19 protein-coding genes and 1 tRNA gene are annotated in these 23,296 nt (G+C 44.3%); 9 read left to right on the top strand and 11 right to left on the bottom strand.

The genetic code is table 11. The features are described 5' to 3' along the window. Positions 1 to 168 precede the first annotated feature (168 nt). Positions 169 to 2,400, top strand: a complete 2,232-nt coding sequence (gene rnr / locus ACI882_RS15820; RefSeq protein ID WP_411744491.1) for a ribonuclease R — start codon at positions 169 to 171, stop codon at positions 2,398 to 2,400. Positions 2,401 to 2,881: 481 nt separating this feature from the next. Here the strand turns inward: rnr and ACI882_RS15815 are convergent, their stop codons facing one another. Genes ACI882_RS15815 through ACI882_RS15800 form a run of 4 tightly spaced genes read right to left on the bottom strand, consistent with a single transcriptional unit; the run spans position 2,882 to position 5,541 of the window. Next, positions 2,882 to 3,061 carry a hypothetical protein gene (locus tag ACI882_RS15815; protein WP_411744490.1) on the bottom strand — a complete coding sequence of 60 codons (180 nt, stop codon included), beginning with the start codon at positions 3,059 to 3,061 and terminating at the stop codon, positions 2,882 to 2,884. Then, the gene (gene trpC, locus ACI882_RS15810) at positions 3,061 to 3,864 is read right to left on the bottom strand and encodes an indole-3-glycerol phosphate synthase TrpC (protein ID WP_411744489.1); all 804 of its coding nucleotides are present in this window, start codon (positions 3,862 to 3,864) and stop codon (positions 3,061 to 3,063) included. The genes ACI882_RS15815 and trpC overlap by 1 nt, the downstream gene beginning before the upstream one ends. Positions 3,865 to 3,889: 25 nt before the next feature. Then, the gene (trpD, locus tag ACI882_RS15805) at positions 3,890 to 4,933 is read right to left on the bottom strand and encodes an anthranilate phosphoribosyltransferase (protein ID WP_411746595.1); all 1,044 of its coding nucleotides are present in this window, start codon (positions 4,931 to 4,933) and stop codon (positions 3,890 to 3,892) included. 26 nt (positions 4,934 to 4,959) lie between these two features. After that, the gene (locus ACI882_RS15800) at positions 4,960 to 5,541 is read right to left on the bottom strand and encodes an anthranilate synthase component II (RefSeq protein ID WP_411746596.1); all 582 of its coding nucleotides are present in this window, start codon (positions 5,539 to 5,541) and stop codon (positions 4,960 to 4,962) included. Between the two features lie 96 nt (positions 5,542 to 5,637). Between ACI882_RS15800 and ACI882_RS15795 the strand changes: the two genes are divergently transcribed. The 3 genes from ACI882_RS15795 to ACI882_RS15785 are packed head-to-tail and all read left to right on the top strand — an operon-like array spanning position 5,638 to position 7,964. Further along, complete coding sequence (locus ACI882_RS15795; RefSeq protein WP_411746597.1) at positions 5,638 to 5,883, top strand: Trp family transcriptional regulator; 246 nt, start codon at positions 5,638 to 5,640, stop codon at positions 5,881 to 5,883. A gap of 16 nt (positions 5,884 to 5,899) precedes the next feature. After that, positions 5,900 to 7,273 carry an anthranilate synthase component I family protein gene (locus ACI882_RS15790; RefSeq protein WP_411745095.1) on the top strand — a complete coding sequence of 458 codons (1,374 nt, stop codon included), beginning with the start codon at positions 5,900 to 5,902 and terminating at the stop codon, positions 7,271 to 7,273. A 22-nt stretch (positions 7,274 to 7,295) separates the two neighbouring features. Beyond that, positions 7,296 to 7,964 (top strand): anthranilate synthase component II, encoded by a 669-nt coding sequence (locus ACI882_RS15785; RefSeq protein ID WP_411745094.1) that lies wholly within the window; start codon positions 7,296 to 7,298, stop codon positions 7,962 to 7,964. 341 nt (positions 7,965 to 8,305) lie between these two features. Here the strand turns inward: ACI882_RS15785 and glyA are convergent, their stop codons facing one another. Continuing rightward, positions 8,306 to 9,568 carry a serine hydroxymethyltransferase gene (gene glyA / locus ACI882_RS15780; protein WP_411745093.1) on the bottom strand — a complete coding sequence of 421 codons (1,263 nt, stop codon included), beginning with the start codon at positions 9,566 to 9,568 and terminating at the stop codon, positions 8,306 to 8,308. A gap of 298 nt (positions 9,569 to 9,866) precedes the next feature. Here glyA and ACI882_RS15775 point away from each other — a divergent pair, with 298 nt between their 5' ends. The 4 genes from ACI882_RS15775 to ACI882_RS15760 all read left to right on the top strand — a co-directional run bounded on the left by ACI882_RS15775 (position 9,867) and on the right by ACI882_RS15760 (position 16,584). Further along, on the top strand, positions 9,867 to 12,653 hold the full coding sequence (locus tag ACI882_RS15775; protein WP_411745092.1) for an ATP-binding protein: 2,787 nt from the start codon (positions 9,867 to 9,869) through the stop codon (positions 12,651 to 12,653). Between the two features lie 136 nt (positions 12,654 to 12,789). Beyond that, on the top strand, positions 12,790 to 14,445 hold the full coding sequence (gene ettA, locus ACI882_RS15770; RefSeq protein ID WP_411746598.1) for an energy-dependent translational throttle protein EttA: 1,656 nt from the start codon (positions 12,790 to 12,792) through the stop codon (positions 14,443 to 14,445). Positions 14,446 to 14,485: 40 nt separating this feature from the next. Further along, positions 14,486 to 16,435: an EAL domain-containing protein gene (locus ACI882_RS15765; protein WP_411746599.1), complete on the top strand. Its 1,950-nt coding sequence runs from the start codon at positions 14,486 to 14,488 to the stop codon at positions 16,433 to 16,435. 64 nt (positions 16,436 to 16,499) lie between these two features. After that, positions 16,500 to 16,584 (top strand) — tRNA-Leu (locus ACI882_RS15760). A gap of 107 nt (positions 16,585 to 16,691) precedes the next feature. On the opposite strand, the gene ACI882_RS15755 is transcribed toward ACI882_RS15760, so the two are convergent. The 6 genes from ACI882_RS15755 to ACI882_RS15730 all read right to left on the bottom strand — a co-directional run bounded on the left by ACI882_RS15755 (position 16,692) and on the right by ACI882_RS15730 (position 22,035). Continuing rightward, positions 16,692 to 17,339: a TetR family transcriptional regulator gene (locus ACI882_RS15755; protein WP_411745647.1), complete on the bottom strand. Its 648-nt coding sequence runs from the start codon at positions 17,337 to 17,339 to the stop codon at positions 16,692 to 16,694. Positions 17,340 to 17,357: 18 nt separating this feature from the next. Beyond that, positions 17,358 to 18,119, bottom strand: coding sequence for an SDR family NAD(P)-dependent oxidoreductase (locus ACI882_RS15750; protein ID WP_411745648.1), 762 nt, complete (start codon positions 18,117 to 18,119; stop codon positions 17,358 to 17,360). Between the two features lie 92 nt (positions 18,120 to 18,211). Then, on the bottom strand, positions 18,212 to 18,835 hold the full coding sequence (gene maiA / locus ACI882_RS15745) for a maleylacetoacetate isomerase (RefSeq protein ID WP_411745649.1): 624 nt from the start codon (positions 18,833 to 18,835) through the stop codon (positions 18,212 to 18,214). An 8-nt stretch (positions 18,836 to 18,843) separates the two neighbouring features. Then, positions 18,844 to 20,139 (bottom strand): fumarylacetoacetase, encoded by a 1,296-nt coding sequence (gene fahA / locus ACI882_RS15740; protein ID WP_411745650.1) that lies wholly within the window; start codon positions 20,137 to 20,139, stop codon positions 18,844 to 18,846. A gap of 23 nt (positions 20,140 to 20,162) precedes the next feature. Next, positions 20,163 to 21,458 (bottom strand): homogentisate 1,2-dioxygenase, encoded by a 1,296-nt coding sequence (gene hmgA, locus ACI882_RS15735; protein ID WP_411745651.1) that lies wholly within the window; start codon positions 21,456 to 21,458, stop codon positions 20,163 to 20,165. Positions 21,459 to 21,576: 118 nt separating this feature from the next. Then, the gene (locus ACI882_RS15730; protein ID WP_411745652.1) at positions 21,577 to 22,035 is read right to left on the bottom strand and encodes a helix-turn-helix domain-containing protein; all 459 of its coding nucleotides are present in this window, start codon (positions 22,033 to 22,035) and stop codon (positions 21,577 to 21,579) included. Between the two features lie 151 nt (positions 22,036 to 22,186). On the opposite strand from ACI882_RS15730, the gene ACI882_RS15725 reads away from it, so the two are divergent. Then, complete coding sequence (locus tag ACI882_RS15725; RefSeq protein ID WP_411745653.1) at positions 22,187 to 23,200, top strand: nicotinate-nucleotide--dimethylbenzimidazole phosphoribosyltransferase; 1,014 nt, start codon at positions 22,187 to 22,189, stop codon at positions 23,198 to 23,200. The last annotated feature ends 96 nt before the right edge of the window (positions 23,201 to 23,296 follow it).

Below are 23,296 nucleotides of genomic sequence, written 5' to 3'. Positions count from 1 at the left end.
CCCATACGCGTTGCACATTCGCAATCCGTTATAACAAGTTTGATTCAACATTGAATCAACACCGCTTAAAGTTTTACCTCCTACTATCTATTCCACCTCTGAGATACCTTATATCCCTAGTTCGAAGATACTTAGCAAAAAACGATTGGCGGCATTGAGAGAATTATTATGCATTTAAGCCTATCAACACATTCACCATCTAATCAGACCTACGAAAACCCAATTCCCGGTCGTGAATTTATTCTTAGCCTATTCGATTCGTTTAAACAACGTCTTAATCGCGAACAAATTGCGAACGCTTTAGATTTAGATTCGCCCGAACAAAAAGAAGCGCTACGCCGAAGACTTCGTGCCATGGAGCGCGATGGTCAGCTGATGTTTCAACGTAAAAGTTATCAGTTAATTGATCCAGAATCTTTGATCACAGGTGTCATTAGCATTCACCCTGATGGTTTCGGCTTTGTTACCTACAACGACACCGATAAAGATCTATTTTTACCGAAGACTCAATTAAGTCATGTTTTTGATGGCGATATTGTGCAAGTCTTAATTGAGCCGACAAGAGAAGCAAAACGCTCCTTCAACAGCTTAATAAAAGTGGTAGAGCGAAAAACCACACAGGTTGCTGGCTTACTCACTCGCCAGGGTAAAAGTTATTTCTTAACCGCTGACAGCAATAAGATCAGCCAAGAAATCCAAGTCGATAGCCAGAACTTGCTGAAAGCGAAAGTAGGTCAATATGTAAATACTGAAATCACCGACTACCCTACTTTCCGTAAACCAACTCAAGTAAAAATAATTGAAGTGCTTGGTTTCCCGCAAGAATCAGGAATGGAAGCTAGGTTGGCACTGCGCCGTCATGGCATCAGTGAGTATTGGACAAACGAATTAGTCTCTCAAGCCAAGAATATTGGCAGCCAAGTTGCCGAAAAAGACAAAGCCTCACGAGTAGATTACCGAGCTTTACCGTTCGTGACCATTGATGGTTCCGATGCAAAAGACTTTGATGATGCCGTTTATTGCGAACAAACAGAGCAGGGTAACTGGCGCTTAATGGTTGCCATTGCCGATGTTTCTCACTACATCAAGCCCAATGATGCGCTCGATATAGAAGCCCAACAACGTGCCACCTCAATTTACTTTCCCGGCCAAGTTGTACCAATGTTGCCAGAAGCATTGTCTAATGGACTCTGCTCGCTAAACCCAGATGAAGACCGTTTAGTGATGGTCTGTAAAATGACCATTAACAAAGATGGTATCGTTACAGAATCAAACTTCTCAGAAGGCCTAATTCGATCTCATGCACGGCTTACTTATAATCAAGCCTACGCACTAGTCGCGCAACCTCGTTCTAAGTTAACCAAAAAAGTGACTGAAACAACACCGGCTGTTGTTCCTCATGTTAAAAACCTACATGTACTTTACTTAAAATTAATCGATCAGCGTAAACAGCGTGGCGCGATTGAATTTGAAACAAAAGAACTGACGTTCAGCCTCAATAAAAATCGAAAAATCGCCAGCATCGAACCCGTGAAACGCAACGACGCACACCGAATGATCGAAGAGTTTATGCTTTGTGCCAACGTAGCCACTGCGGTATTTTTAGAACGCAATAAAATACCCAGCATGTTCCGAGTACACCCAGGCCCACAGCAGAAAAAGCTAACGGCACTGCGTGCGTTACTCGCCGACAAAGGCTTAAAGCTAGGTGGCGGAGACTCGCCAAATTCAAAACAATACAACGAATTGTTAGAGAGGGTTAGCAACAGAGCCGATGCCAGCAACATACGAACGCTACTGTTGAGAAGCCAAAGCCAAGCCGAATACTCGGAAAAGAATCAAGGCCACTTTGGTTTAGCGTACGATGCCTACGCGCATTTTACCTCACCCATTAGACGCTACCCAGATTTATTAACGCATAGAGCCATACGAGCCAAATTACGTAACAGCGGCGCAAAAAGCGGCTTACAACGTATGCTCGGCTTTTTACAACTAGGCAAGTTAGTAACAAAGCCACTACCGAAAAAAGATTACCCCTATGATCTGGACGACATGGAAATGCTCAGCAAACATTGCTCAGAACAATCACGCTTAGCCGACACCGTAAGCCGTGAAGTAGAAAGCGACCTAATGTGCCAGTACATGCAACCCTTCATAGGCGACGCATTCCAAGCATCGGTCACAGGCGTAACCAATTTCGGGATATTTGTAGAAATTGACAACATCGGCGCAGAAGGTTTAGTTCATGCCTCAACGTTATCAGGTAATACGTACAACTTTGACGCACCACTGCAAAAACTATCAAATGGTAAGCAAAGCTATTCACTAGGTGACCGAGTTGAGGTTAGGTTGAAAAGTATTGATGTGCAGGAGCGGAAGATGGTTTTTGAAATAATTTAGAAACGGTTTTGGGCTTCTGGCTTCGAGCTACGTGTTTAAAGCATACAACCAAAACAGGATTGTAGCCTCGGCATCAAATTATCCTTGATCGGGAATCTGAGCCGTGGATGGCGAAGTTTAGCGGTGCACGGACAGCGACCGAGCAAGGGTGATTTGGTGGTGAGGCGGGGTTTTTGAGCTGTCAGCTGCAATTGAAAGATTAGAATCGGTTTTGGGCTTCTGGCTTCGAGCTGCGTGTTTAAAGCATACAACCAACACCGGATTGTAGCCTCGGCATCAAATTACCCTTGATCGGGAATCTGAGCCATGGATGGCGAAGTTTAGCGGTGCACGGATGCACGGACAGCGACCGAGCAAGGGTGATTTGGTGGTGAGGCGGTTTATAGTTGCGAGCTAAACAATCGTCTCTTCGCTTTGCTTCGAAGACTCCTACAGGTTCATTTGGTGATAATACTAGGGGCGGGTTTAAGCGCCCAGCTGATTAACCTATGAAGAACTTTATCGCGGCGCCTATTAGTAGGATTGGGAAGAGTATTCTGAACCACTTTGAGTAGGTGGCGGCTTGCTCTTCTGTTAAGGGTTGTGAATTTGTTGAGGTAAATTTGATGACGGCTAGCATCACTAAACCTAGCACTAACAGAATTGGGATAATGACTGGCATTACGAATCTCCAAATAGTTTGGCGAGCATTTCACCGGGTTCAGGGGCGCGCATAAACGACTCACCGACCAAGAAAGCATGAATGTTATTCTTGCGCATTAAAGCGACATCTTCTGCACCGAGTATACCGCTTTCAGTGATTAAAATTCGGTTAGCATCGACCATTTTTTGTAAATCTAAAGTCGTTTGTAACGAGACATCAAAGGTATGTAAGTTTCGGTTATTCACGCCGATTAGCTTATTATCAACCGTTAATGCAATTTTCATCTCTTCAGCATCATGGACCTCTATTAAGACATCCATCCCATAGTCCGTTGCTTGAGCATGTAAATCGTGCAACTGTTTTTGATCTAGAGCCGAGGCAATTAACAGAATGCAGTCAGCGCCAATGGCACGCGCTTCAGCCACTTGATAAGCATCAATTAGGAAGTCTTTACGGATTACCGGTAAGCCTACGGTTTCACGAACCTGAATCAAATAGTCTTCATGACCTTGGAAAAAGTCAGCATCGGTTAACACCGATAAACAGGCAGCGCCATGCTTCTCATAACTCTCAGCGATATCTTGCGGCACAAACGGATCACGGATGACACCTTTACTTGGTGAGGCCTTTTTAATTTCAGCAATGACAGCAGACTGTTGCTGCGCTAATTTTGCCTCAATTGCCGCAGTAAAGCCACGTGGTGCTGCATAGCGATCAAACTCTTGCTCGTGATCTCGAATGCTTTTAACTTTGCGCCGTATAGCCACTTCTTCAACTTTACGATCGAGTATCTTCTTTAAAATAGTTGGCGTATTGCTCATTGTGCTACAACTCTCTACTTGGTCTTTATTCACTAACGCTTTGAGTAAATAGCGCTAACTCTTTTAATTTTTCGCCCGCTTGCCCAGTAGCGATAACATCTTGAGCCATCGCGACACCCTCTGCAAAACTCGATGCTACGCCCGAAACGTAAATGGCAGCGCCGGCGTTCAAAGCAATAAGATCGGCCGCGCAGGCAAATTGTTCACCTGGCTCACCATTAAAAACCCCTTCTATTATCGCAAGGCTTTCAGTGACGTTATTGGCTTTTAAGCTACCCATACCTTGACTCGCCAAACCGAAATCTTCTGGCGTAACCGTATAGGAGTTTAACTTACCTTCTTTGTATTCTGATACTCGAGTAGGCGCCGCTAAACTGAATTCATCGAGACCATCTTTCGAATGCACGACCATAACATGTTCAGATCCTAAGCGGCCTAGTGTTTGCGCCAATGGCTCACAGAGCTCTTCTGAGAACACACCCATCACTTGACGCTTTACGCCAGCGGGGTTGGTTAACGGCCCGAGCATATTGAAAATGGTGCGTAAGCCTAACTCTTTACGTGGCCCAATCGCATGGCGCATGGCACTGTGATGGTTTTGGGCAAACATAAAGCCCACACCGATCGAATCAATGGCACGTGCAACTACTTCTGGGCTGACATCAAGATTCACACCTGCGGCTTCTAGCACATCGGCGCTACCAAAGGTTGACGATACCGCTCGGTTGCCATGCTTTGCAACTCGTCCACCGGCTGCAGCCACGACAAAAGCCGTTGCCGTGGATACATTGAATAACTTTTGACCAGAATCACCAACGCCGCCTGTGCCACAGGTATCGACTAATTTCTCACTAGATACGCTCACTTTGGTTGCCAGCTCACGCATGATTATAACCGCGCCACTAATTTCGTCGACCGTTTCGCCTTTCATGCGCAGGCCCAATAAAAAAGCGCCAATCTGTGCATCGGTACATTCGCCTGTCATGATCGATTTCATGACCAACATCATCTCTTCTTGATCTAAATGCCCGTGCATTGAGATACGATTTAAAGCTTTTTTAATATCCATCTGTTTTCCTTCAACAGCCACTTAAGTCAATGGCGATTTAAAAAATTCTTGAGTAACGCTAGGCCATGCTCGGTTAATACTGATTCGGGGTGAAATTGCACCCCTTCGATATCTAACTGTTTATGCCTAATACCCATAACCTCATGCGTACTGTCATTACTTGGTTCAACCCAAGCCGTGACCTCTAATGATTGCGGCAATGACTCACCCGCTAATACCAGTGAGTGGTAGCGCGTCGCTTTATATGGACTGGGCAAACCAGCAAATACACCTAAGCCAGAATGATGAACCAGCGAGGTTTTGCCGTGCATGATGCTGCTGGCATTAACGACCTGCGCGCCAAACACCTGCCCGATTGCCTGATGCCCCAAACAAATACCTAAGATAGGCACTTTTCCGGCAAACCACTTTATTGCCTCCAGCGATACACCGGCTTCATTGGGGGTGCAAGGCCCTGGCGAAATAACTAAGTGGCTGGGCTGTAGTGCATCTAACTCAGATAGGTTTAGAGCGTCATTTTTGACTACTTTTACCGCTGCACCCAACGACTCCAGGTAATTCACAATGGTATATGTGAAGGAGTCGTAGTTATCTATCATTAAAACCATAGTTCGTCATCGTTATTCAATTGCCGAAAATGATACCACGACGATTGCTTAAAATAAGCGTTGACTCTACACCAAATTGTTATAGCATACTAGTACATGAATACATCAAATATTGAATTAGACCAATTGTTAGATCATTTACTCGAGGCAAAATCTCGACTTGAAATGTCAACAAAATTAGAGCAATTGTTAACCCCTTCTGAATACGACGAAGTTGTTAAACGGTTACAAATATTGCACATGCTCGATCAAGGCATACCCCAGCGGAAAATCGCGGAAACCCTAGGCGTGGGCATCGCAACCGTATCCCGAGGCGCGCGTGCGCGTAAAGACAGATTATAAATGAGACTGCTGTAACATGAATTCGCTATCAAAATTTGAGCTTCCTAGAAAGCCTCATTACGTTAAAGTAACCGACTCTTGCGACTTTTTTGAGTTATTTAAAAAAATCGATAAACAGTTTGATCAATGCTTTATGCTTGAATCATTGGGCGAAGACAGCCACATTGCACGGCAAAGTATTATTGGTTTTGACCCAGAAAAAACCATTTATGCAAACGGTAAGCAGCTGGTTATTGAGGAGCGCGATGGTGGTTCTCAGAGCATAGAAAGCGACAACCCTTATCAAACGCTGCGCGCCATGATGCCGCAAAACATAATTTCGCGCATGTACGCTGGCGGCTTAACGGGCTACCTTGGCTACGATGCTATGAATTATTTTGAGCCCAGCCTAAATATTGATACTAGCGATATGTTTGATGCATTTCGTTTTGGGCTTTATAAAGATGGTTTAGTGCTCGACAAAATGACGGGGGAGGTTTTTTACTTTTATTATCAAGAAAACCGCATCGAACTGGTTCGGTCGCTTATAGATGCCCCCTACTCCGGCAATGAGCCACTCAAAATCACCGACCTTGGTGAAGACATGAGCCAAGAACAGCACAAAGCCGCCGTTTTGAAAGTTAAGCAAGACATCATCGAAGGGAAAATATTCCAAACCGAAGTTGGCTTCAAGAAGCACTTTAAACTTGAAGGCGACACCATTAACATTTACGAACAAATGCGTGAAGTTAACCCATCACCGCAAATGTACTACGTTAAATTTGGCGAACAAAAACTCATTGGTGCCAGCCCTGAACTACTGTTTAGACTGCGCCAAGGTGAAATGGAGACCTTCCCATTGGCTGGCACTGCAAAGCGTGGCGCGACACCGGAAGAAGATACTCTTTTTGCTAGAACCTTGTTGAATGATCCTAAAGAAATCGCTGAACACAATATGATCGTTGATTTACACCGCAACGATATCGGCCGTGTCGCCCGTTACGGCACAGTAAAAGTACGCAGTTTAATGGACATTAAAAAGTTCAGTCACGTACAGCATATTTCCAGTGAAATCGTTGGCATCATCAATGAAAAAGAAGACATGTTTACCGCGTTAGCGGCAAACTTTCCAGCCGGAACCTTGACTGGAGCTCCTAAAATTGAAGCCATGAAAATCATCAATGAGCTCGAAGGCGATGGCCGCGGCCCATACGGTGGTGCGGTTGGGCACTTTTCATTTAACGGCGACTGTACGTTTGCGATTCCTATCCGCACAGTTTTTGCCAATGGCGAGAAAGCCTATGTACAAACCTGCGGCGGCAACGTTTATGATTCGAACCCTGAAGATGAATATGAAGAAATAAAACGTAAGTTCGCTGGCACTAAAAAAGTTCTCGAAAAATTCATGTAAGCAAGGTGAGTGACGCACAATTATGAAAGTTTTAATTATCGACAACTATGACTCCTTTACTTACAACCTGTATCAATTTATTGGTGAAATTTTAGAGTCAGAAAAGAACCGTGGCTTAATAGAGCGGTTTGAAGTTTTAGTGAAGCGCAATGATGAAGTTAGCCTTGAAGAAGTAAAGGCACTCAAGGCAGACCGCATTATTATTTCACCAGGTCCAGGCACACCTGAAGACAAGCACTATTTTGGTGTTTGCGCCGAGGTTATATTAGAAGTCGGCAAAACAACGCCTTTACTTGGTGTATGTTTAGGCATGCAAGGCATTGTTCATTGTTTTGGTGGTAAGGTAGTTAAAGCCCCGCTACCAATGCATGGCAAAATTAGCCCGATAAATCATGATAACTCTAGTGTGTTTCTAAACCTGCCAGATCAACTCGAAGTGATGCGTTACCACTCGCTCATTGCTGAAGCCAAAACCTTGCCTGAGTGCTTACGCGTAACCAGCACTGTCGGTGAGTTATCCGCAGACGACTTTAATAACCGAGGCAAACTGGCCAGTGGCGGTGACTTCGAGTTAATGGGTGTTCAGCATGTTGAATACCCTATTCACGGTATTCAATTTCACCCGGAGTCTTTTGCTACCGAAGGCGGTAAAGACTTGATTCGTAACTTTTTGTTTCACCCTAATGTTTAACCATTAGTTAGTGGTTGGCCTTTGAACCGAGGCACTTTAAAACTAGGAACGCCGTGAACCCGTCCATGGGGCTTGGTCTCTGAGCCGAGGCACTGTAAAACTATGAACGCCGTGAACCTGTCCATGGGGTTTGGCCTTTGAGCCGAGGCACTTTAAAACTAGGAGCGCCGTGAACCCGTCCATGGGGGCTCGTCATTGGCACCCATGCCAATGAACGTCCTAGTTTTAAAGTGCCTCGGCTCAGGTGCATCGGTAAGTTAGTCTTGGGTCTAAGCTGGAATTTAGGCAAAAAAAATCTCTCCTTGGTTGCCCTTGGAGAGATTTAGTTTTAGTGCTATCGCTTACTTGTAAACGGGTAGGCTTGCACAAATTTTTATTACTTTCTCTTTCACCTCTGCAATAACTGCTTCAGAGTTACCTGCTTCAAGTGAATCCAGAACATCGCAAATCCAGCCAGTTAGTTCGGTGACTTCGGCTTCTTTAAAGCCACGACGAGTGATTGCTGGCGTTCCGATTCGTAGCCCTGAGGTTACAAATGGTGAACGTGGGTCATTCGGTACTGAGTTCTTGTTTACGGTAATGTTAGCTAGGCCAAGAGCCGCGTCTGCATCTTTACCCGAATACTCTTTTCCAATTAGGTTAACTAAGAACAGGTGATCTTCTGTGCCGTTAGAAACAATATTGATGCCACGGGCCATAAAGGCTGCTGCCATGGCTTTAGCATTTTTAACGACTTGCGCTTGATATACCTTGAACTCAGGTTCCATACACTCTTTAAAACAAACCGCTTTAGCCGCGATAATGTGCATGAGTGGACCACCTTGAGTTTCTGGGAATACAGAGAAGTTAAGCTTTTTGTTTAGCTCTTCATCTTCTGGTGCCAAAATTAAACCGCCGCGTGGGCCGCCTAAGGTTTTGTGTGTTGTTGTGGTAACAACGTGTGCAAATGGAATAGGGCTTGGGTAAACACCTGCTGCGACTAGTCCAGCAATGTGCGCCATATCAACGAAAAGATAAGCACCCACCTCGTCTGCAATTTTACGGAACCGTGCCCAATCTACAATGAGTGAGTATGCTGAGAATCCAGCTACGATCATTTTAGGTTTGTGTTCACGCGCTAACGCTTCTACTTGTTCATAGTCGATCTCGCCTGTTTCAGGCTTTAAGCCATACTGTACTGCGTTGTATATTCGGCCTGAGAAAGAAACTGCGGCACCATGCGTTAGGTGTCCGCCGTGCGCTAGGCTCATGCCTAAAATGGTGTCGCCTGGCTTACACAATGCCATATAAACCGCAGCATTTGCTTGAGAACCTGAGTGAGGCTGAACGTTCGCATAACCCGAGCCAAAAAGCTCTTTTGCTCGATCAATGGCTAACTGTTCAACAACATCAACATGCTCACAACCGCCATAGTAGCGTTTGCCAGGATAACCTTCCGCATATTTGTTAGTTAACTGAGAACCTTGAGCTTCCATCACGCGAGGTGATGTATAGTTTTCAGAAGCGATTAGTTCAATATGCTCTTCTTGACGCACACGCTCAGCTTCCATTGATTGCCATAAATCGGCATCGTAGTCGGCAATATTCATAGACTTTTCAAACATTAGACTCTCCAGCTAAAGGGAAGGGTTGATTAAATAGTTTCTTAAGGAAAATAAAGCAAAACTGTTTAAGCAAACGTTCGTTTGTTATCCATGCAGTCAGGTTTTGGCCGCGTAAAGCCTCTTTTTATAGGCGAGCTATTGTACACAATCAGCGCCGCCTGCCTAGTCTAGAGTCGATCTTAATCGCTTCGGTTAAATGAACAAACCTCTTACAACCAATAGCAAAATATCAAATATGAACTAGACTCATACGGCGAGTCCCTCCTAATTATGCATAAAGCTAAGGCTGCTGCTGCCGATGGGTTTTAAGTTATCTAGCGTCCAACACGTCTATGGTCGATTATCCATTGTCAAAAAAATCGCTTTGTCTGGGTTTTTATTGCTTTTCATTTTGGTGGCGCTCAACACTTATTTAACCGTTCAGCAAACCAGTCGAATCATCTTCACTCAAATTGAAGATAACTTAACGCGTGCAAGTTTACACAACATCGAATTACTGCAAAAAAACAATAGTGACATACATGGAGTTATAAAAGGCATTGAACAGTGGAATAGCGAAATTGACGCATTTGTTTTTTATGATTTACAGGCTCAACTCTACAACACAGAACATGTTCCATTATTAACCTCCACTTATCCGGTGCACGCATGGCATACCCCAGAACGGGTACCTTTTCTCAGATTTATTGATAAGCCCATTACGCTATTCGATCAACCTTACCATTTACAGCTAACCTACGATGCAATTGATACCACTGGCCCCATACGCGACCTATCGCAATATACCTTAGCCGTCTTCCTCTCCAGTACACTCATTATCATCTTAGCTCTAACCTTAATACTCCGCAGTAGCTTGGTTGGTCGCTTTAAACACGTGATTGATGCCGCCAAGGCTATTGGCGAAGGCCATTTAGAACATCGAATAAAAGTGGAAGGTAATGATGAAATCGTTAACTTATCTCGCACTTTAAATGAAATGGCCGAAAATTTATCTAAAGTCACTGCCTCAAAAAACACCTTGAACACTGAAATAGAACAAAAAAATCAAGCCATGCGCATGCTATCTGAGCAAAAATATGCATTAGATCGTCAACGCCTGATGATCGACACAATGGGTTCGCACGCAAGAGTTGGGGCTTGGGAAGTTGATCTTGTCAAGAACACGGTATATTGGTCGGCAGTCACTAAGCAAATCCATGAAGTATCGGATCACTTTAAAACACCTATAGAACAAGCATTCAGCTTTTTTAAACCTGGCGAATCAAAAGCTACGATGGCGAAAGCAATAGAAAATGCGATTAATCAAGGCAGCGCTTTCAGTGTTGAGTGCCAAATTACCACTGCGAAAGATCATGATTTGTGGATCCATGTTATCGGGCAACCAGATTTCAAAGAAGGCGTATGCTTAGGCATAATGGGCTCAATACAAGACATACAAGAGCGCAAAGAATTTGAGTTAGATCTAGTTCATTCTAAAGAGCTAGCTGAAGCAGCTGTGGTTGCCAAGAGTAATTTCTTAGCCAATATGAGCCATGAAATTCGTACTCCGATGAATGGCGTCATTGGCATGATAGAGCTTGTTAATCAATCCAGCCTTACCGATGAACAATCTCATCGTTTAGATCTTGCGTTATCGAGCGCCAACTCACTACTTGCTATCATCAATGACATTCTTGATTTTTCTAAAATCGAAGCCGGAAAAATGGAGCTAGAAGTTGTCGACTTTAATTTCACTCGCATGCTTGAAGAACTTTTAGAGTCGATGAGCGTACTCGCAACACCCAAAAATATTAAATTAACCATTGATAATAGTGAATTAAAGAAAGACTTTATACGAGGTGACCCTACGCGTATCCGACAAATACTAACCAACCTCGTCAGCAATGCAATAAAGTTTACTGCTCAGGGTAGTGTTTTAGTTAGGTGCAGCCAAGTCGATACCCCGCATAATCTAACCAACTTGCGGATTGATGTTATTGACACCGGTGTTGGCATTGCCAGCGATAAAACGGCATCGCTTTTCGAGCCTTTCCAACAGGAGGATGTTTCGACTACCCGAAACTTTGGTGGCACTGGCTTAGGTTTATCCATTGTTAGTAATTTAGTTGAATGCATGAAAGGCACTGTGACCGTCACAAGCCAGCTCGGGCAAGGTAGCCAATTTACGGTGAACATTCCAGTTGGCCAATCTACGGTCACGCTCAAAACCATTCCTCAAGTTGACCTAGCTGCCTGCAATGCACTCATTGTCTCAGAAGATGCTCAACTGGAAGCTGCCATTGTTGATCAACTAAATGCATTGGAAGTTAATGCCACGCTCATTAAACCTAGCCTTTTTAATCGCAAGTATAAAGCAGCTGTTCGCCCTAATTTTATTTTTTGTGTCTTAGATGACCCGAGGGAATCAGCGCTGCCGTTGATTCAAAAAATACTGCAAAACGATGCCATGGTTCGAGCGGCGGCAATATTAGTCACACCAAACTCAAAAGTAGGCGATGGCCAAATATTTGCTGATATGGGTTTTCATGCTTACGTTACCTTCCCTTCTGATATCAAAGAATTGAGAGATATCTTATCGCTGTTGAAAAGCTGGGACGACAAGCAAGCCCCAAAAACAACTTCGTTAGTAACTCGACACATGGTTAATGAAATCAAGTCTACCTCTAAAGCAATCCTTGAAGAATTAACTTGGCCTCGGCACCTAAAGATACTCCTTGTTGAAGATAATCAAACCAATACACTGGTTGCCAAAGGGATCTTAAAATCTCTTGGACTGCAATGTGATACCGCTATTAACGGGCAAGACGCGGTTAAAAAAGTTGAAAACAATAATGAGCACCCATATTCGTTAATTTTTATGGATTGCCAGATGCCCATTATGGACGGTTTTGAAGCAACGCTGGCCATTCGCAAGCTTGAAAAATTGAACCCAGAAAATACAGCCATTATCATCGCCATGACCGCCAATGCAATGACGGGCGACAAAGAAGCATGCTTATCCGTTGGTATGAATGACTACATTGCCAAACCTATTCATAGAGATATTTTAATGCAAAAAATTCAAGCTTATTTCTCTGAAAAGTAAGAAACTCATAAATTAAATTGAGTTTTTGTCTGCTAAGGATGAAATCTAATGCGAAGCCCATTAAACTGCGCAAACTAATACACCGATGTTATTGGGCTCTCCCATAACACCAACTGCAAAAAACGAGGCAATTTCCGTGGCTCAATACGTATTTACCATGAACCGAGTCGGCAAAATCGTACCGCCGAAGCGACAAATTCTTAAAGATATCTCATTATCATTTTTCCCAGGCGCCAAAATTGGGGTTTTGGGTCTCAACGGCTCAGGTAAATCAACTCTACTTCGCATTATGGCTGGCCTTGACACCGACATCATAGGTGAAGCCCGTCCTCAGCCAGGTCTGAATATTGGTTACCTACCGCAAGAACCTGAATTAGACGAAACAAAGACGGTACGTGAAGTTGTAGAAGAATCACTCAACCATGTAAAAGATGCCCAAGAGCAACTTGATGCCGTTTATGCTGCCTATGCAGAACCCGATGCCGATTTCGACAAACTTGCAGCCAAACAGCAAGAATTAGAAAACATCATTAATGCGGCCGATGGCCACAATACCCAGACTCGCTTAGAGATAGCCGCCGATGCCTTACGCTTACCCGATTGGAATGCCAGCGTTAAGAACCTTTCTGGTGGTGAGCGTCGTCGTGTGGCTCTATGTCGCCTGCTTCTTTCTAACCCAGATATGCTTTTACTCGATGAACCGACCAACCACTTAGATGCAGAGTCGGTTGCTTGGTTAGAGCGCTTCTTACATGAATTTACCGGCACCGTTGTGGCCATTACCCACGACCGTTACTTCCTTGATAACGTCGCCGGCTGGATTTTAGAGCTTGACCGTGGCCAAGGTATTCCTTTTGAAGGCAACTATAGGCAATGGCTAGAAAATAAAAACCAACGCCTACAAACAGAATCAAAGCAGCAAGCTTCTCACGATAAAGCTATTAAAGCTGAATTAGAATGGGTGCGCCAAGGCAGTAAGGGTCGTCAATCTAAATCGAAGGCACGTTTAAAACAGTTTGAGCAAATGAACTCGCAAGAGTTTCAAACTCGTAATGAAACGAATGAAATGTATATTCCACCTGGACCACGCTTAGGCGATATTGTTATTGAAGCCGAAGGCATTTCAAAGTCATTTGATGGCCGCTTGCTTTATGATGATCTTAACTTCGTGGTTCCACCTGGAGCGATTGTCGGTATTATTGGTGGTAACGGCGCGGGTAAATCAACTTTATTCAATATGATCGCCGGTACAGAACAACCCGATTCAGGCACTATTAACATTGGTGAAACTGTGAAAACGGCTTTTGTTGGCCAGATGCGTGATCTAAATGGCGACAACACGGTTTGGGAAGAAGTCTCAGACGGTATGGATAACATCACCATTGGTACCTATGAAACCTCCTCTCGCGCCTATCTGGGGCGCTTTAACTTTAAAGGTGGTGATCAACAAAAGTTTGTAAAAAACTTATCCGGTGGTGAACGAAACCGTCTATTCTTAGCCAAGCTGCTTAAAGAAGGCGGCAACGTTATCTTACTAGATGAACCAACCAACGATTTAGATGTTGAAACCTTGCGCGCATTGGAGGAAGCTATTTTGGCCTTCCCTGGCGTTGCGATTGTTATTTCGCATGACCGTTGGTTCTTAGATCGTATTTCAACGCATATATTAGCATTCGAAGGCGACTCAAAAACGGTGTTCTTTGAAGGTAACTTTACTGAGTACGAGGCGGATCATCGCAAACGTAACGGTAACGAAGGTCCTAAGCGCATGAAATATAAGCGCATAAAATAATAAAAACCTGTTTAAGTCACCTTAGAAAATAGAGATATAAATGCCTGACGCTAAAAAGATCAACATTGTAAACCCTTATCAGCAAACTCTGTTTGCTCTCATTGGCGTTGGCTTTTGCTCAGGCTTTCTTCTACTGGGTGGCTTTTGGTTTTTCAATACCAACCTCGGAATGGCCAGCACAGTGTTTGCCGTAGTCATGCTCTTTATGAGCGTGGCACTATTTGCGGTGGCATTCCGACTCTATGCTTCATTGTCGCTTCGTTTAGCCCAAAATGATCAAAAACATATCCAAAATGCCTTGATTCAGGCTAAAGACATGCTCGATTCATCAAAGCAATTACGTGACGAACACATTCTTTTGCAGTCTCTCACCCAGAACTTACCTTACCCCATTTGGTTAAAAGACCGCTTTGGTCGATATCTAGTCACCAATAAGGCGTTTGTCAGCCAATGGTGCAACAACACCGACCCCGTGGGTCAAACCGATGAAGATTTACTCAACCAAACCCTCGCTACCGCATTTACCGCTGCAGACAAACAAGTACTCTCCGATCACAAACCTCATATCCTTGAACTTAAACTAGAAATCACGGGTCAGCCGCCACGCTGGGTGAAGATAGAGCGCTATGCGCTACTCGGTGAAGATGGCAATGTTGTCGGCGTTCTGGGGCTGGCGGTCGATATTTCAATTTACAAATTAGAGGTTGACTCAACAAACCACGGCCTTGATTTACTGACCGGTTTTGCCAATCAACAAAGTCTAAAGCAACAATTACAGAGCTCTATATGGCTCGATAAGAACCCGCTTTGCTTACATATCGACCTAGACCATTTCAAAGTACTAAATGACTCTCTAGGCAAAGATACTGGTGATATTTTATTAAAAACAGTTGCAGATCGGATCCGAGAGTCCAGCCCAGAAGGCGCCTTTTTAGCGCGCGTGAGTGCAGATGAATTTGTGGCAATTTGGCCAGCACACGATGATCAAACTCAGTCACTTGAACGAATATTCGAACTGCTAAAACAGCCCATCAGCCTTAAAGAAGGCCAATACAGTTTTACCGCCTCAATTGGGGTTGCGCAATTACCTGAGCACGGTGATTCTTTAGAAAGTATTGAGCAAAATGCCAGCATCGCTTTGTTTAACGCAAAAAAACTCGGCCGCAACCAAATTCATTGGTACAAAGACAGTTACGCGGGTCAAGCTGCTCGGAGATTGAACAAGGAGCAAATGTTGCGACAAGCCATCGCCGATGAAGCCTTCGTGGTGCATGTCCAACCTAGAATTGATTGCACAACCAATGAAATTGAAGCGCTTGAGTGCTTAGCTCGCATTCGTACCGAAAACGGTGAAATACAATACCCTAGTGCATTTATTTCACTGGCTGAAAGCAATGGTTTAATTCGGCACGTCGATCTATATATCCTAGAATATGCACTGTCACTGCTGCAAGAGTGGATTATGGAAGGCCAAGAGCCGATCAATTTGGCCGTGAATTTAAGCTTGCAGAGTGTGAATCAAACTCTGCTTGATCACCTTTACCAATGGCAAGCACGCGAACCGCGCGTTTTTGAATACATTGAGCTTGAGCTAACCGAACATCGCCTGCCGGAAAATAACTCAGACTTTTTGAAGCTGCTGCATGAAATTCGGGAGCTTGGCATTACCTTGGCTCTTGACGATTTTGGTACCGGTTATGCAAACCTTTCTCGCCTACCACAATGGCCTTTTCAAATTCTCAAGCTAGACCGCACTTTCATTGCCAATATTCGCACCTCAGAGAAGCAGCAGACCGTTGTACGCAGCATTGTTGAGATGTGTAACAACCTTGGCATTAAAGTCGTCGCAGAGGGTATTGAGACCGAAGAAGAGCTAACGCTGATAGATAAGCTGGGTTGTCACTCCATTCAAGGCTTTGTTTATGCCAAACCAAAACCAATTGAAGAAGCCGAAGACTGGTTAAAACACAAAAAAATCACAATTCAGTAAAATAATTAAAATAACCTCTTGATTTATATAAATATTTTACTTAATATGCGCGCCTCATCGACGTGCGGACGTGGTGAAATTGGTAGACACGCCAGATTTAGGTTCTGGTGCCGTAAGGTGTGAGAGTTCGAGTCTCTCCGTCCGCACCATCTCTTGTTAGAGTCTTCTAACATTTTATTAAAGAAAAAAAATATTTTTTTTATTTGACATCAGCAATCGCTAATACCTGCTTGTTAGGCACCTAAGCGTTCCAGGTTTAATCTTGGGAGCTTGTTAGTGTATTCCTAACTAATAAGGAAATATGTTCATTTAAGCTTAGACTAAAATCTTGCTTAAACATCGCCAACTCTGGCATTTCAATTACCTCCGCTACTGCACCTGTTGAGTTAGTCATGTGCCAGACACCTATTAAAGTGGGCTGAATTTGCATCAATAGCTTAATCGCATTTGCTTCAGTTAAGCCCAGTTCAATGTCATGCTGCTGTATTACCTTAGCAAACTTTGTCATTAAATTTAGCAGTGTCAGTTTAAAAGTTTTTGCTTCATCTACCGTCAAATTGCGCTCTAAAATGGTGTGCAAAATTGCACTAAGCATGCAATAGACTGGGCTTTTAATTAGAGCGCTTGAAATAGCGCTGGCTAAAGACTGTTGCTTAGATTCGAGCTGGCTGGTTTCAATCAGTGCTTCTAAATTTCTAACAAAGAGCGCTAAAAACAAAGATTCCTTTGTTCTAAAGTAACGATAAAGAGCGGCTTTGGATATGCCGACATCCGCTGCTATATCGTTCATATTAACGGATTCAAACTCACCAACACTAAATCGATTTTCAGCAGCTAACAATATTTGCTGGTACCGACGCGCTTTCTGCTCTGGGCTTTTTGCGCGTTGCTTGATGACACACATGTTTGAGCTTCCTATTTCTTAAGCTTGTAACCAACCGGCTAGTTTACGAGTGACTGAACGAGGCGACAGCTTTGCCATATAGACACTGATTACATTCTTCAAACCGGTGATAACAATGGCTTTGTGTTTATTTTTTAGCGCAATCCGGACAACATCTTCTGCTGACATAGCGCCGGCTTTAAACAACTTGGTGTTAGTCATATTGGCTTCGCTGGCAAACTCAGATTCAGTCGCACCTGGGCATAGAGCGCTTACCGCAATATTAGCAGGTTTTAGCTCTTCAAATAACGCTTCAGAGAACGATAAAACAAAGGCTTTGGTGGCATAATAGATAGCCATTTTTGGACCCGCCTGAAAGGCTGCGGTTGATGCCACATTTATAATAAAACTGTTTTTTTGGCTATGTAAGCTCGGCAACAACCTATAGGTTAAATCAATAAGGCTGGTGACGTTCAGTTGAATCATTTGCAGTTGACGATTCAACGGCAACTCTTCAAATAGTCCACGATCACCAAAGCCAGCGTTATTAACCAACCCATTAATTGCCCAGCCGTTATTTGCTAGTTCATTGGCTAAGGCTTCACTGCCCTGGCTGCTGGCAAGATCTGAGCTAACGGTTTCAACATTTATGGAATATTTTTGACGCAGCGTTTCTGCAAGACTATCTAATTTGTCTTTTCGACGAGCGGTTAATATTAAATTGTGTCCCTGTGCGGCCATTTGCTCTGCAAAAACAGCCCCAATGCCGGCACTGGCGCCGGTAATCAACGTATATGTCATAATGCTTTAATCCTACTAAGTTACTCAAGGTCACTTATGCTACATGAAGCAACCAACCCTGTATATAACCCAGAGTAACTTAGAGGAGATTCCTACTGCTCCGGTGCTGCCGCCTTAAAGCAACTAAGGCTTAGACAATGCTTCTCGATTTTTTGTATTTTTGGGTATCCCGATAAGTCGAACTCAAACCGGTGAGCGTTAAACAGCTGCGGGATCAAACAGATATCGGCCATTGTTAGCGTGTCACCAATACAATAATTGCCACCCGCCAATGTCGCTTCAATTTTATCAAAGCCTTGCGCCAACCAGTGGTGATACCAGCTGGTTTTTACCTGTTCGGGCTGGCCCAGTTGCTCGGTTAGATATTTTAAAACCCGAAGGTTATTCAATGGGTGCATATCACAAGCGATGGCATAACTCAGACTTCGAATCTGGGCACGCTGCCAGGCGTCGCCAGGCAACAATGAAGGCGCTTCAGTATAGCTTTCATCTAACCATTCAATTATCGCCAAACTTTGCCCTAGCACACCCTGAGGCGTCTCTAAGGCGGGCACTAAGCCTTGAGCATTTTTACTTTTATAGTCACTTTGCTGTTGCTCACCAGCCAACAAATTAACATCGGTTAGTCGCGCATCGATGGCTTTATAGTTCAGCGCGATACGCACTCGATATGCGGCGGTTGAGCGAGCGTAGTTAAATAAAACGATATTATTCATCAAACCTCCTAAGCTTTGGCCGGTAATACCATTGAGCGAACTTCACCGAAACCAATACGCACGGCACCTGCAGCTTCACAGTGCCCGGTCATGATAATGGTGTCACCGTCGTTTAAAAAGATGCGTTGCTGCCCGTTTTCAAACTCAATTGGAACTTTACCGCCTTGAGTCAGCTCAAGCATTGAACCGGCCTGCTCAAGGCTAGGCCCTGATTGCGTTCCTGAACCCATTAAGTCTCCGGCTTGCAAGTTACAACCATTGCTGGCGTGGTGCGTGAGCATTTGTGCAATGCTCCAATAAGAGTCTTTAAAGTTTGAGTGCGATAACTGTGTTCGTGGCAAGTTTTTCGCTTCTATGGCGCAGGCTAGTTGTATGTCAAATGCGCCAAATTTCTGATTGTGCACTGAATCAAGGTACGGCATCGGTTCTGGCTCGCCCTCTTCTCTTGTAAAGGGTACTCGAAACGGTGCAAGCGCTTCGGCGGTGACAATCCAAGGCGATATAGTTGATGCAAAGCTTTTTGCTAAAAATGGTCCTAGTGGCTGATATTCCCATGCTTGAATATCACGTGCTGACCAGTCGTTAAGCAAACATATTCCGAATAATCTTTGCTCTGCGGTTTCCATGGTTAAACTATCGCCTAACACATTAGATTGACCTACAAAGAAGCCGATTTCTAACTCGTAATCCAGTCTTTTACAGGGCCCAAAACTCGGTACGGTCGCGTTCGGCGCTTTAGTTTGACCCTTGGGACGATGGAACGCTTGGCCTGAAACATCAATACTCGATGCGCGACCGTGGTAGCCAATGGGCACCCACTTGTAGTTAGGCAATAACGGGTTATCGGGTCTAAATAGCTTACCAACCGTGGTTGCATGATAGATTGAGGAATAGAAATCGGTGAAATCGCCTATGTGACACGGTCTTTGAAATTGAGCATCGCTTTGCGAAAACAACAGCGGGCTTAATATCGCCTCTTCGGCGCTACCCGTTTGTAACCAACGCGATAAATCTGCACGCAGTGCCGACCAATAGGCAGGCGTGAGGGTCATTAAACGATTCATGGTTGAATCTTGGCAACATTGCAGCGCCTCTTGGACAAGCCCTTTAGCCAAGTTCAATTTAGCTAATGGTGCTAAAGGCAAGACCTGATCCCCAATAGCAACGCCAATTGAAAACAATGCATTGCCGCCCCTTTTTTTTACACTGGCAAAAGGCAAGTTTTGTATAGGGAAGTCTGTTAATCCGTCATTAGCGCTGGCAACCCAACTGGTTAAACTCGGATCATGTGTTGCATTTAACATAGTCACTCTCTTTAATTAAAATGTTATTTTTCAGTAAAATTTGCGCTTAATCCATGCCAACATTCGGCGTAATTTATTTGCCGCTCAGGAGCCACCAACATTTGTGCCGTTGGTGAGATGATATACCGTGACTCAAACATAAATGCCAAGGTATTTTGATATTGCTCAGGCTCTAGCGAGGTTGCTGTTGCTTTATCATATACCGATTTTTCAGGACCATGGGGGGTCATGGCGTTGTGTAGACTGAACCCGCCAGGCTCAAAACCTTCTTTTTTAGCATCATAAACACCTTCGATCAGCCCCATAAACTCACTCATGTAGTTGCGATGGTACCAAGGCGGGCGAAATGTATGTTCGGCGACCATCCAACGGGGTGGAAAGATAACAAAATCAAGGTTTGCAACACCTGCTTGCCCAGACGGAGATGTTAACACCGTGAAGATTGACGGATCTGGGTGATCAAAACTTACCGTATTTATAACATTAAATCGCGATAAATCGTATTTATAAGGCGCGCTATTGCCAACCCAAGCGACAACATCGAACGGTGAATGAGCTAAGTTATTTTTATAAAGGTGCCCTGCAAATTTAGTGATCAACTCATAAGTTTGGTTTTGCTCCTCAAACCAAGCGACGGGGTATAAAAAGTCTCGATCATTGGCAAAGCCATTTGCCCCGACCGGACCTCGCTCTGGCAACGTTAATACTTGCCCATAGTTTTCACAAAGATAGCCGCGCGCCTGATCATCAAGTAACGCAATACTGACCTTTAAGCCACGGGGGATTACCATAATTTCACCCGGCGCGAGCTCTAATAATCCGCATTCGGTAGTCACTCTCAAACGGCCTTGTTGGGGCACAAACAGCATTTCGGCATCGGCGTTAGTGAATACTCGCTGTTTCATCGATTGGGTCACCCCATAGTGCGATATAGCAATGCCTACCTGCCCAGCAGCTGAGCCATTACTAGCAATAGTCACAACGCCATCTATAAAATCGACATCGGGTCGCTCTGGCATAGCCAAAGGGCTCCAACGCATCGCCGAAGGTGGCGTGGGTGTTGTCTCTGGTGCACTTTGCCAGTTTGGCTGTGCATAAGGGGTGTAATCGCTTTGACTCACTGACGGCCGTATTCGATACAGCCAAGTGCGCCGATTGTCGGCACGTGGAGCGGTAAACGCAGTGCTGTTAAACTGCTCGGTATATAACCCAAACGGCACTTTTTGAGGGTTAAACTGCCCTATAGGTAAAGCACCTACACGGGCTTCTGATTCAAATTCGTTGTTAAAACCAGATAAATATTGAAGCGCTGTTGTCATTATTATGAGCCTCTCTTTTTTTATTCCTTGAATTTAACGAGAAAAGAGGCGATTCACCAATTAAGGTGCACAAACAAATTTGGCCATTGCGTAAAGCTAATTGAACTCTAATGTAAAGCTAGCCTGCTTTAGCGTCGATCAAATGCTCAACAAATTGACGTGCTGCCAATTCATCTAAATAGCCATCTGCTTTTTTATGCGCGCGCAGATGCTGGTAGACCGAGACAATAATGGTAAGTTGGTCATGTTCAGCAATGTTCGGCTGTACAGCTGAAGTAACAAGCGCGCGCGCGAGCGCTAAAGCAGAGGAGTCGACAACTTCAGCCTGACGATACATATAGCCACAGCCGGTCGCGAGCCACTCTAGGCTTACATTGAACTGCTGTGCAATCTGGTTAGCTCTAGCCAGGCTTGGCTCTGATCCCTTTAAGTATTTGCGAATCAAGCTTTCGCTAAGTGCTACTTTGCGAGCAAAAGCAGATACCGAACCGTCACCAATTAAACTTCGTAAACGCTCTGCAAAACTCGACTCTAGATCTGAAACATCAGTTGAATGGTTAATTTCTATTTCGTTCATGTTTTTGCTTGATTAGCCTGTAGATAGCAGATTATGAGCATGCCACCCTATTTAGGTCAAACTTATAACGGCAATTCGACTGAATCGGTAAAATAAAAAATCACTCGGTAAAACCTCTGCTACACTTTTGTTAGACATTCAGAGGTAACCCATGCAGCCATCCTTCACCATTAATCCAGTTGATGCCAGCAAAGCGCTAGAACTTGATCATTTTATTACAAACTTAGGCTTACCCGAACAATCACTGGGCAATTTAGTGACGGTGGTAGAGAAGTTGGCCTGTATTCAACAAACACTAGACATAGATGTTGGTCAGCTTTCCCATATGCTTTTTTGCGCCGACCACGGTGTCTATGAGCGATCTCACGCTTCAAGCCCACAACTTACCTCATCTACAGATCACATTAATCGATTACTAAAAACCCAATCTCCATTAGCCAAAGCTTGTGACCTTTATAATATTGATTTAACCGTGATTGATTGCGGTTTAGAGACGCCAATTGACAATCCGCACGAAAACTTCTTGGAGTCATCCATAGCCCCAGGTACTCGAGATTTTTCAATGATGCCTGCCATGACACCAACTCAATTTAATAGTGCAATGAATGTTGGCAAAGAAATCGCGCAGCTTAAACTGGCCGAAGGTGCACGCGTGCTTTCTTTTGGTGTACTCGGACTTGGAAGCACCACAAGTGCTGCCGCGATCACCTCAAACTTACTCGGTTTATCTGCCGAAGCTTGCATCAAAAATCACAATCGCTTTAACGCTCAGCTCACTCAAGATAAGTTATTAATCGTCACACAAGGCCTTATGCTGCATCGTGATTCGATCACAGATGGTTACAGCACTGTTGAAAAGCTGGGTGGTTTTGAAATTGCAGCCATTATGGGAGCCATGGCTATAACGGCAGAATTAGGCGGGCTATTTTTAGTCGATGGCTATGCTTGTTCTGCTGCACTGCTTGCGCTGTCGATTCATTACCCCGCAATCATTGATTATGCATTATTTACCCATCAGTCTGTTCATGCTGGGCAAGCCGCAATTTGCCAGCACTTCAAACAAAAGCCGCTACTAAATTTGGGCCTAGCAATAGGTGAAGGTACTGGGTCTGTTTTGGCCTGGCCGTTAATTTCCGCGACAGTGATTTGCTTGAAAAACGATTAACGTTACTCAGAGATTATCACAGTATTGCGGCCTGCGACTTTGGCTCTGTATAGGGCACTGCCGGCGTTTTTAATTAGGCTCTCTAAACTAAGATTA

The organism is Reinekea sp., from assembly GCF_046710285.1.
Lineage (GTDB): Bacteria > Pseudomonadota > Gammaproteobacteria > Pseudomonadales > Natronospirillaceae > Reinekea.
This window is presented reverse-complemented; position numbering and strand designations above follow the sequence as displayed.

Excerpts from the sequence above, each read along its gene's own strand:
- ACI882_RS15730 (WP_411745652.1), bottom strand. The coding sequence starts at position 22,035 with ATGAACGAAATAGAAATTAACCATTCAACTGATGTTTCAGATCTAGAG.
- ACI882_RS15765 (WP_411746599.1), top strand. The coding sequence starts at position 14,486 with ATGCCTGACGCTAAAAAGATCAACATTGTAAACCCTTATCAGCAAACT.
- ACI882_RS15755 (WP_411745647.1), bottom strand. The coding sequence starts at position 17,339 with ATGTGTGTCATCAAGCAACGCGCAAAAAGCCCAGAGCAGAAAGCGCGT.
- hmgA (WP_411745651.1), bottom strand. The coding sequence starts at position 21,458 with ATGACAACAGCGCTTCAATATTTATCTGGTTTTAACAACGAATTTGAA.
- ACI882_RS15725 (WP_411745653.1), top strand. The coding sequence starts at position 22,187 with ATGCAGCCATCCTTCACCATTAATCCAGTTGATGCCAGCAAAGCGCTA.
- ACI882_RS15815 (WP_411744490.1), bottom strand. The coding sequence starts at position 3,061 with ATGCCAGTCATTATCCCAATTCTGTTAGTGCTAGGTTTAGTGATGCTA.
- ACI882_RS15790 (WP_411745095.1), top strand. The coding sequence starts at position 5,900 with ATGAATTCGCTATCAAAATTTGAGCTTCCTAGAAAGCCTCATTACGTT.
- maiA (WP_411745649.1), bottom strand. The coding sequence starts at position 18,835 with ATGAATAATATCGTTTTATTTAACTACGCTCGCTCAACCGCCGCATAT.
- rnr (WP_411744491.1), top strand. The coding sequence starts at position 169 with ATGCATTTAAGCCTATCAACACATTCACCATCTAATCAGACCTACGAA.
- fahA (WP_411745650.1), bottom strand. The coding sequence starts at position 20,139 with ATGTTAAATGCAACACATGATCCGAGTTTAACCAGTTGGGTTGCCAGC.
- glyA (WP_411745093.1), bottom strand. The coding sequence starts at position 9,568 with ATGTTTGAAAAGTCTATGAATATTGCCGACTACGATGCCGATTTATGG.
- ACI882_RS15785 (WP_411745094.1), top strand. The coding sequence starts at position 7,296 with ATGAAAGTTTTAATTATCGACAACTATGACTCCTTTACTTACAACCTG.
- ACI882_RS15795 (WP_411746597.1), top strand. The coding sequence starts at position 5,638 with ATGAATACATCAAATATTGAATTAGACCAATTGTTAGATCATTTACTC.
- trpC (WP_411744489.1), bottom strand. The coding sequence starts at position 3,864 with ATGAGCAATACGCCAACTATTTTAAAGAAGATACTCGATCGTAAAGTT.
- ACI882_RS15750 (WP_411745648.1), bottom strand. The coding sequence starts at position 18,119 with ATGACATATACGTTGATTACCGGCGCCAGTGCCGGCATTGGGGCTGTT.
- ACI882_RS15775 (WP_411745092.1), top strand. The coding sequence starts at position 9,867 with ATGGGTTTTAAGTTATCTAGCGTCCAACACGTCTATGGTCGATTATCC.
- trpD (WP_411746595.1), bottom strand. The coding sequence starts at position 4,933 with ATGGATATTAAAAAAGCTTTAAATCGTATCTCAATGCACGGGCATTTA.
- ACI882_RS15800 (WP_411746596.1), bottom strand. The coding sequence starts at position 5,541 with ATGGTTTTAATGATAGATAACTACGACTCCTTCACATATACCATTGTG.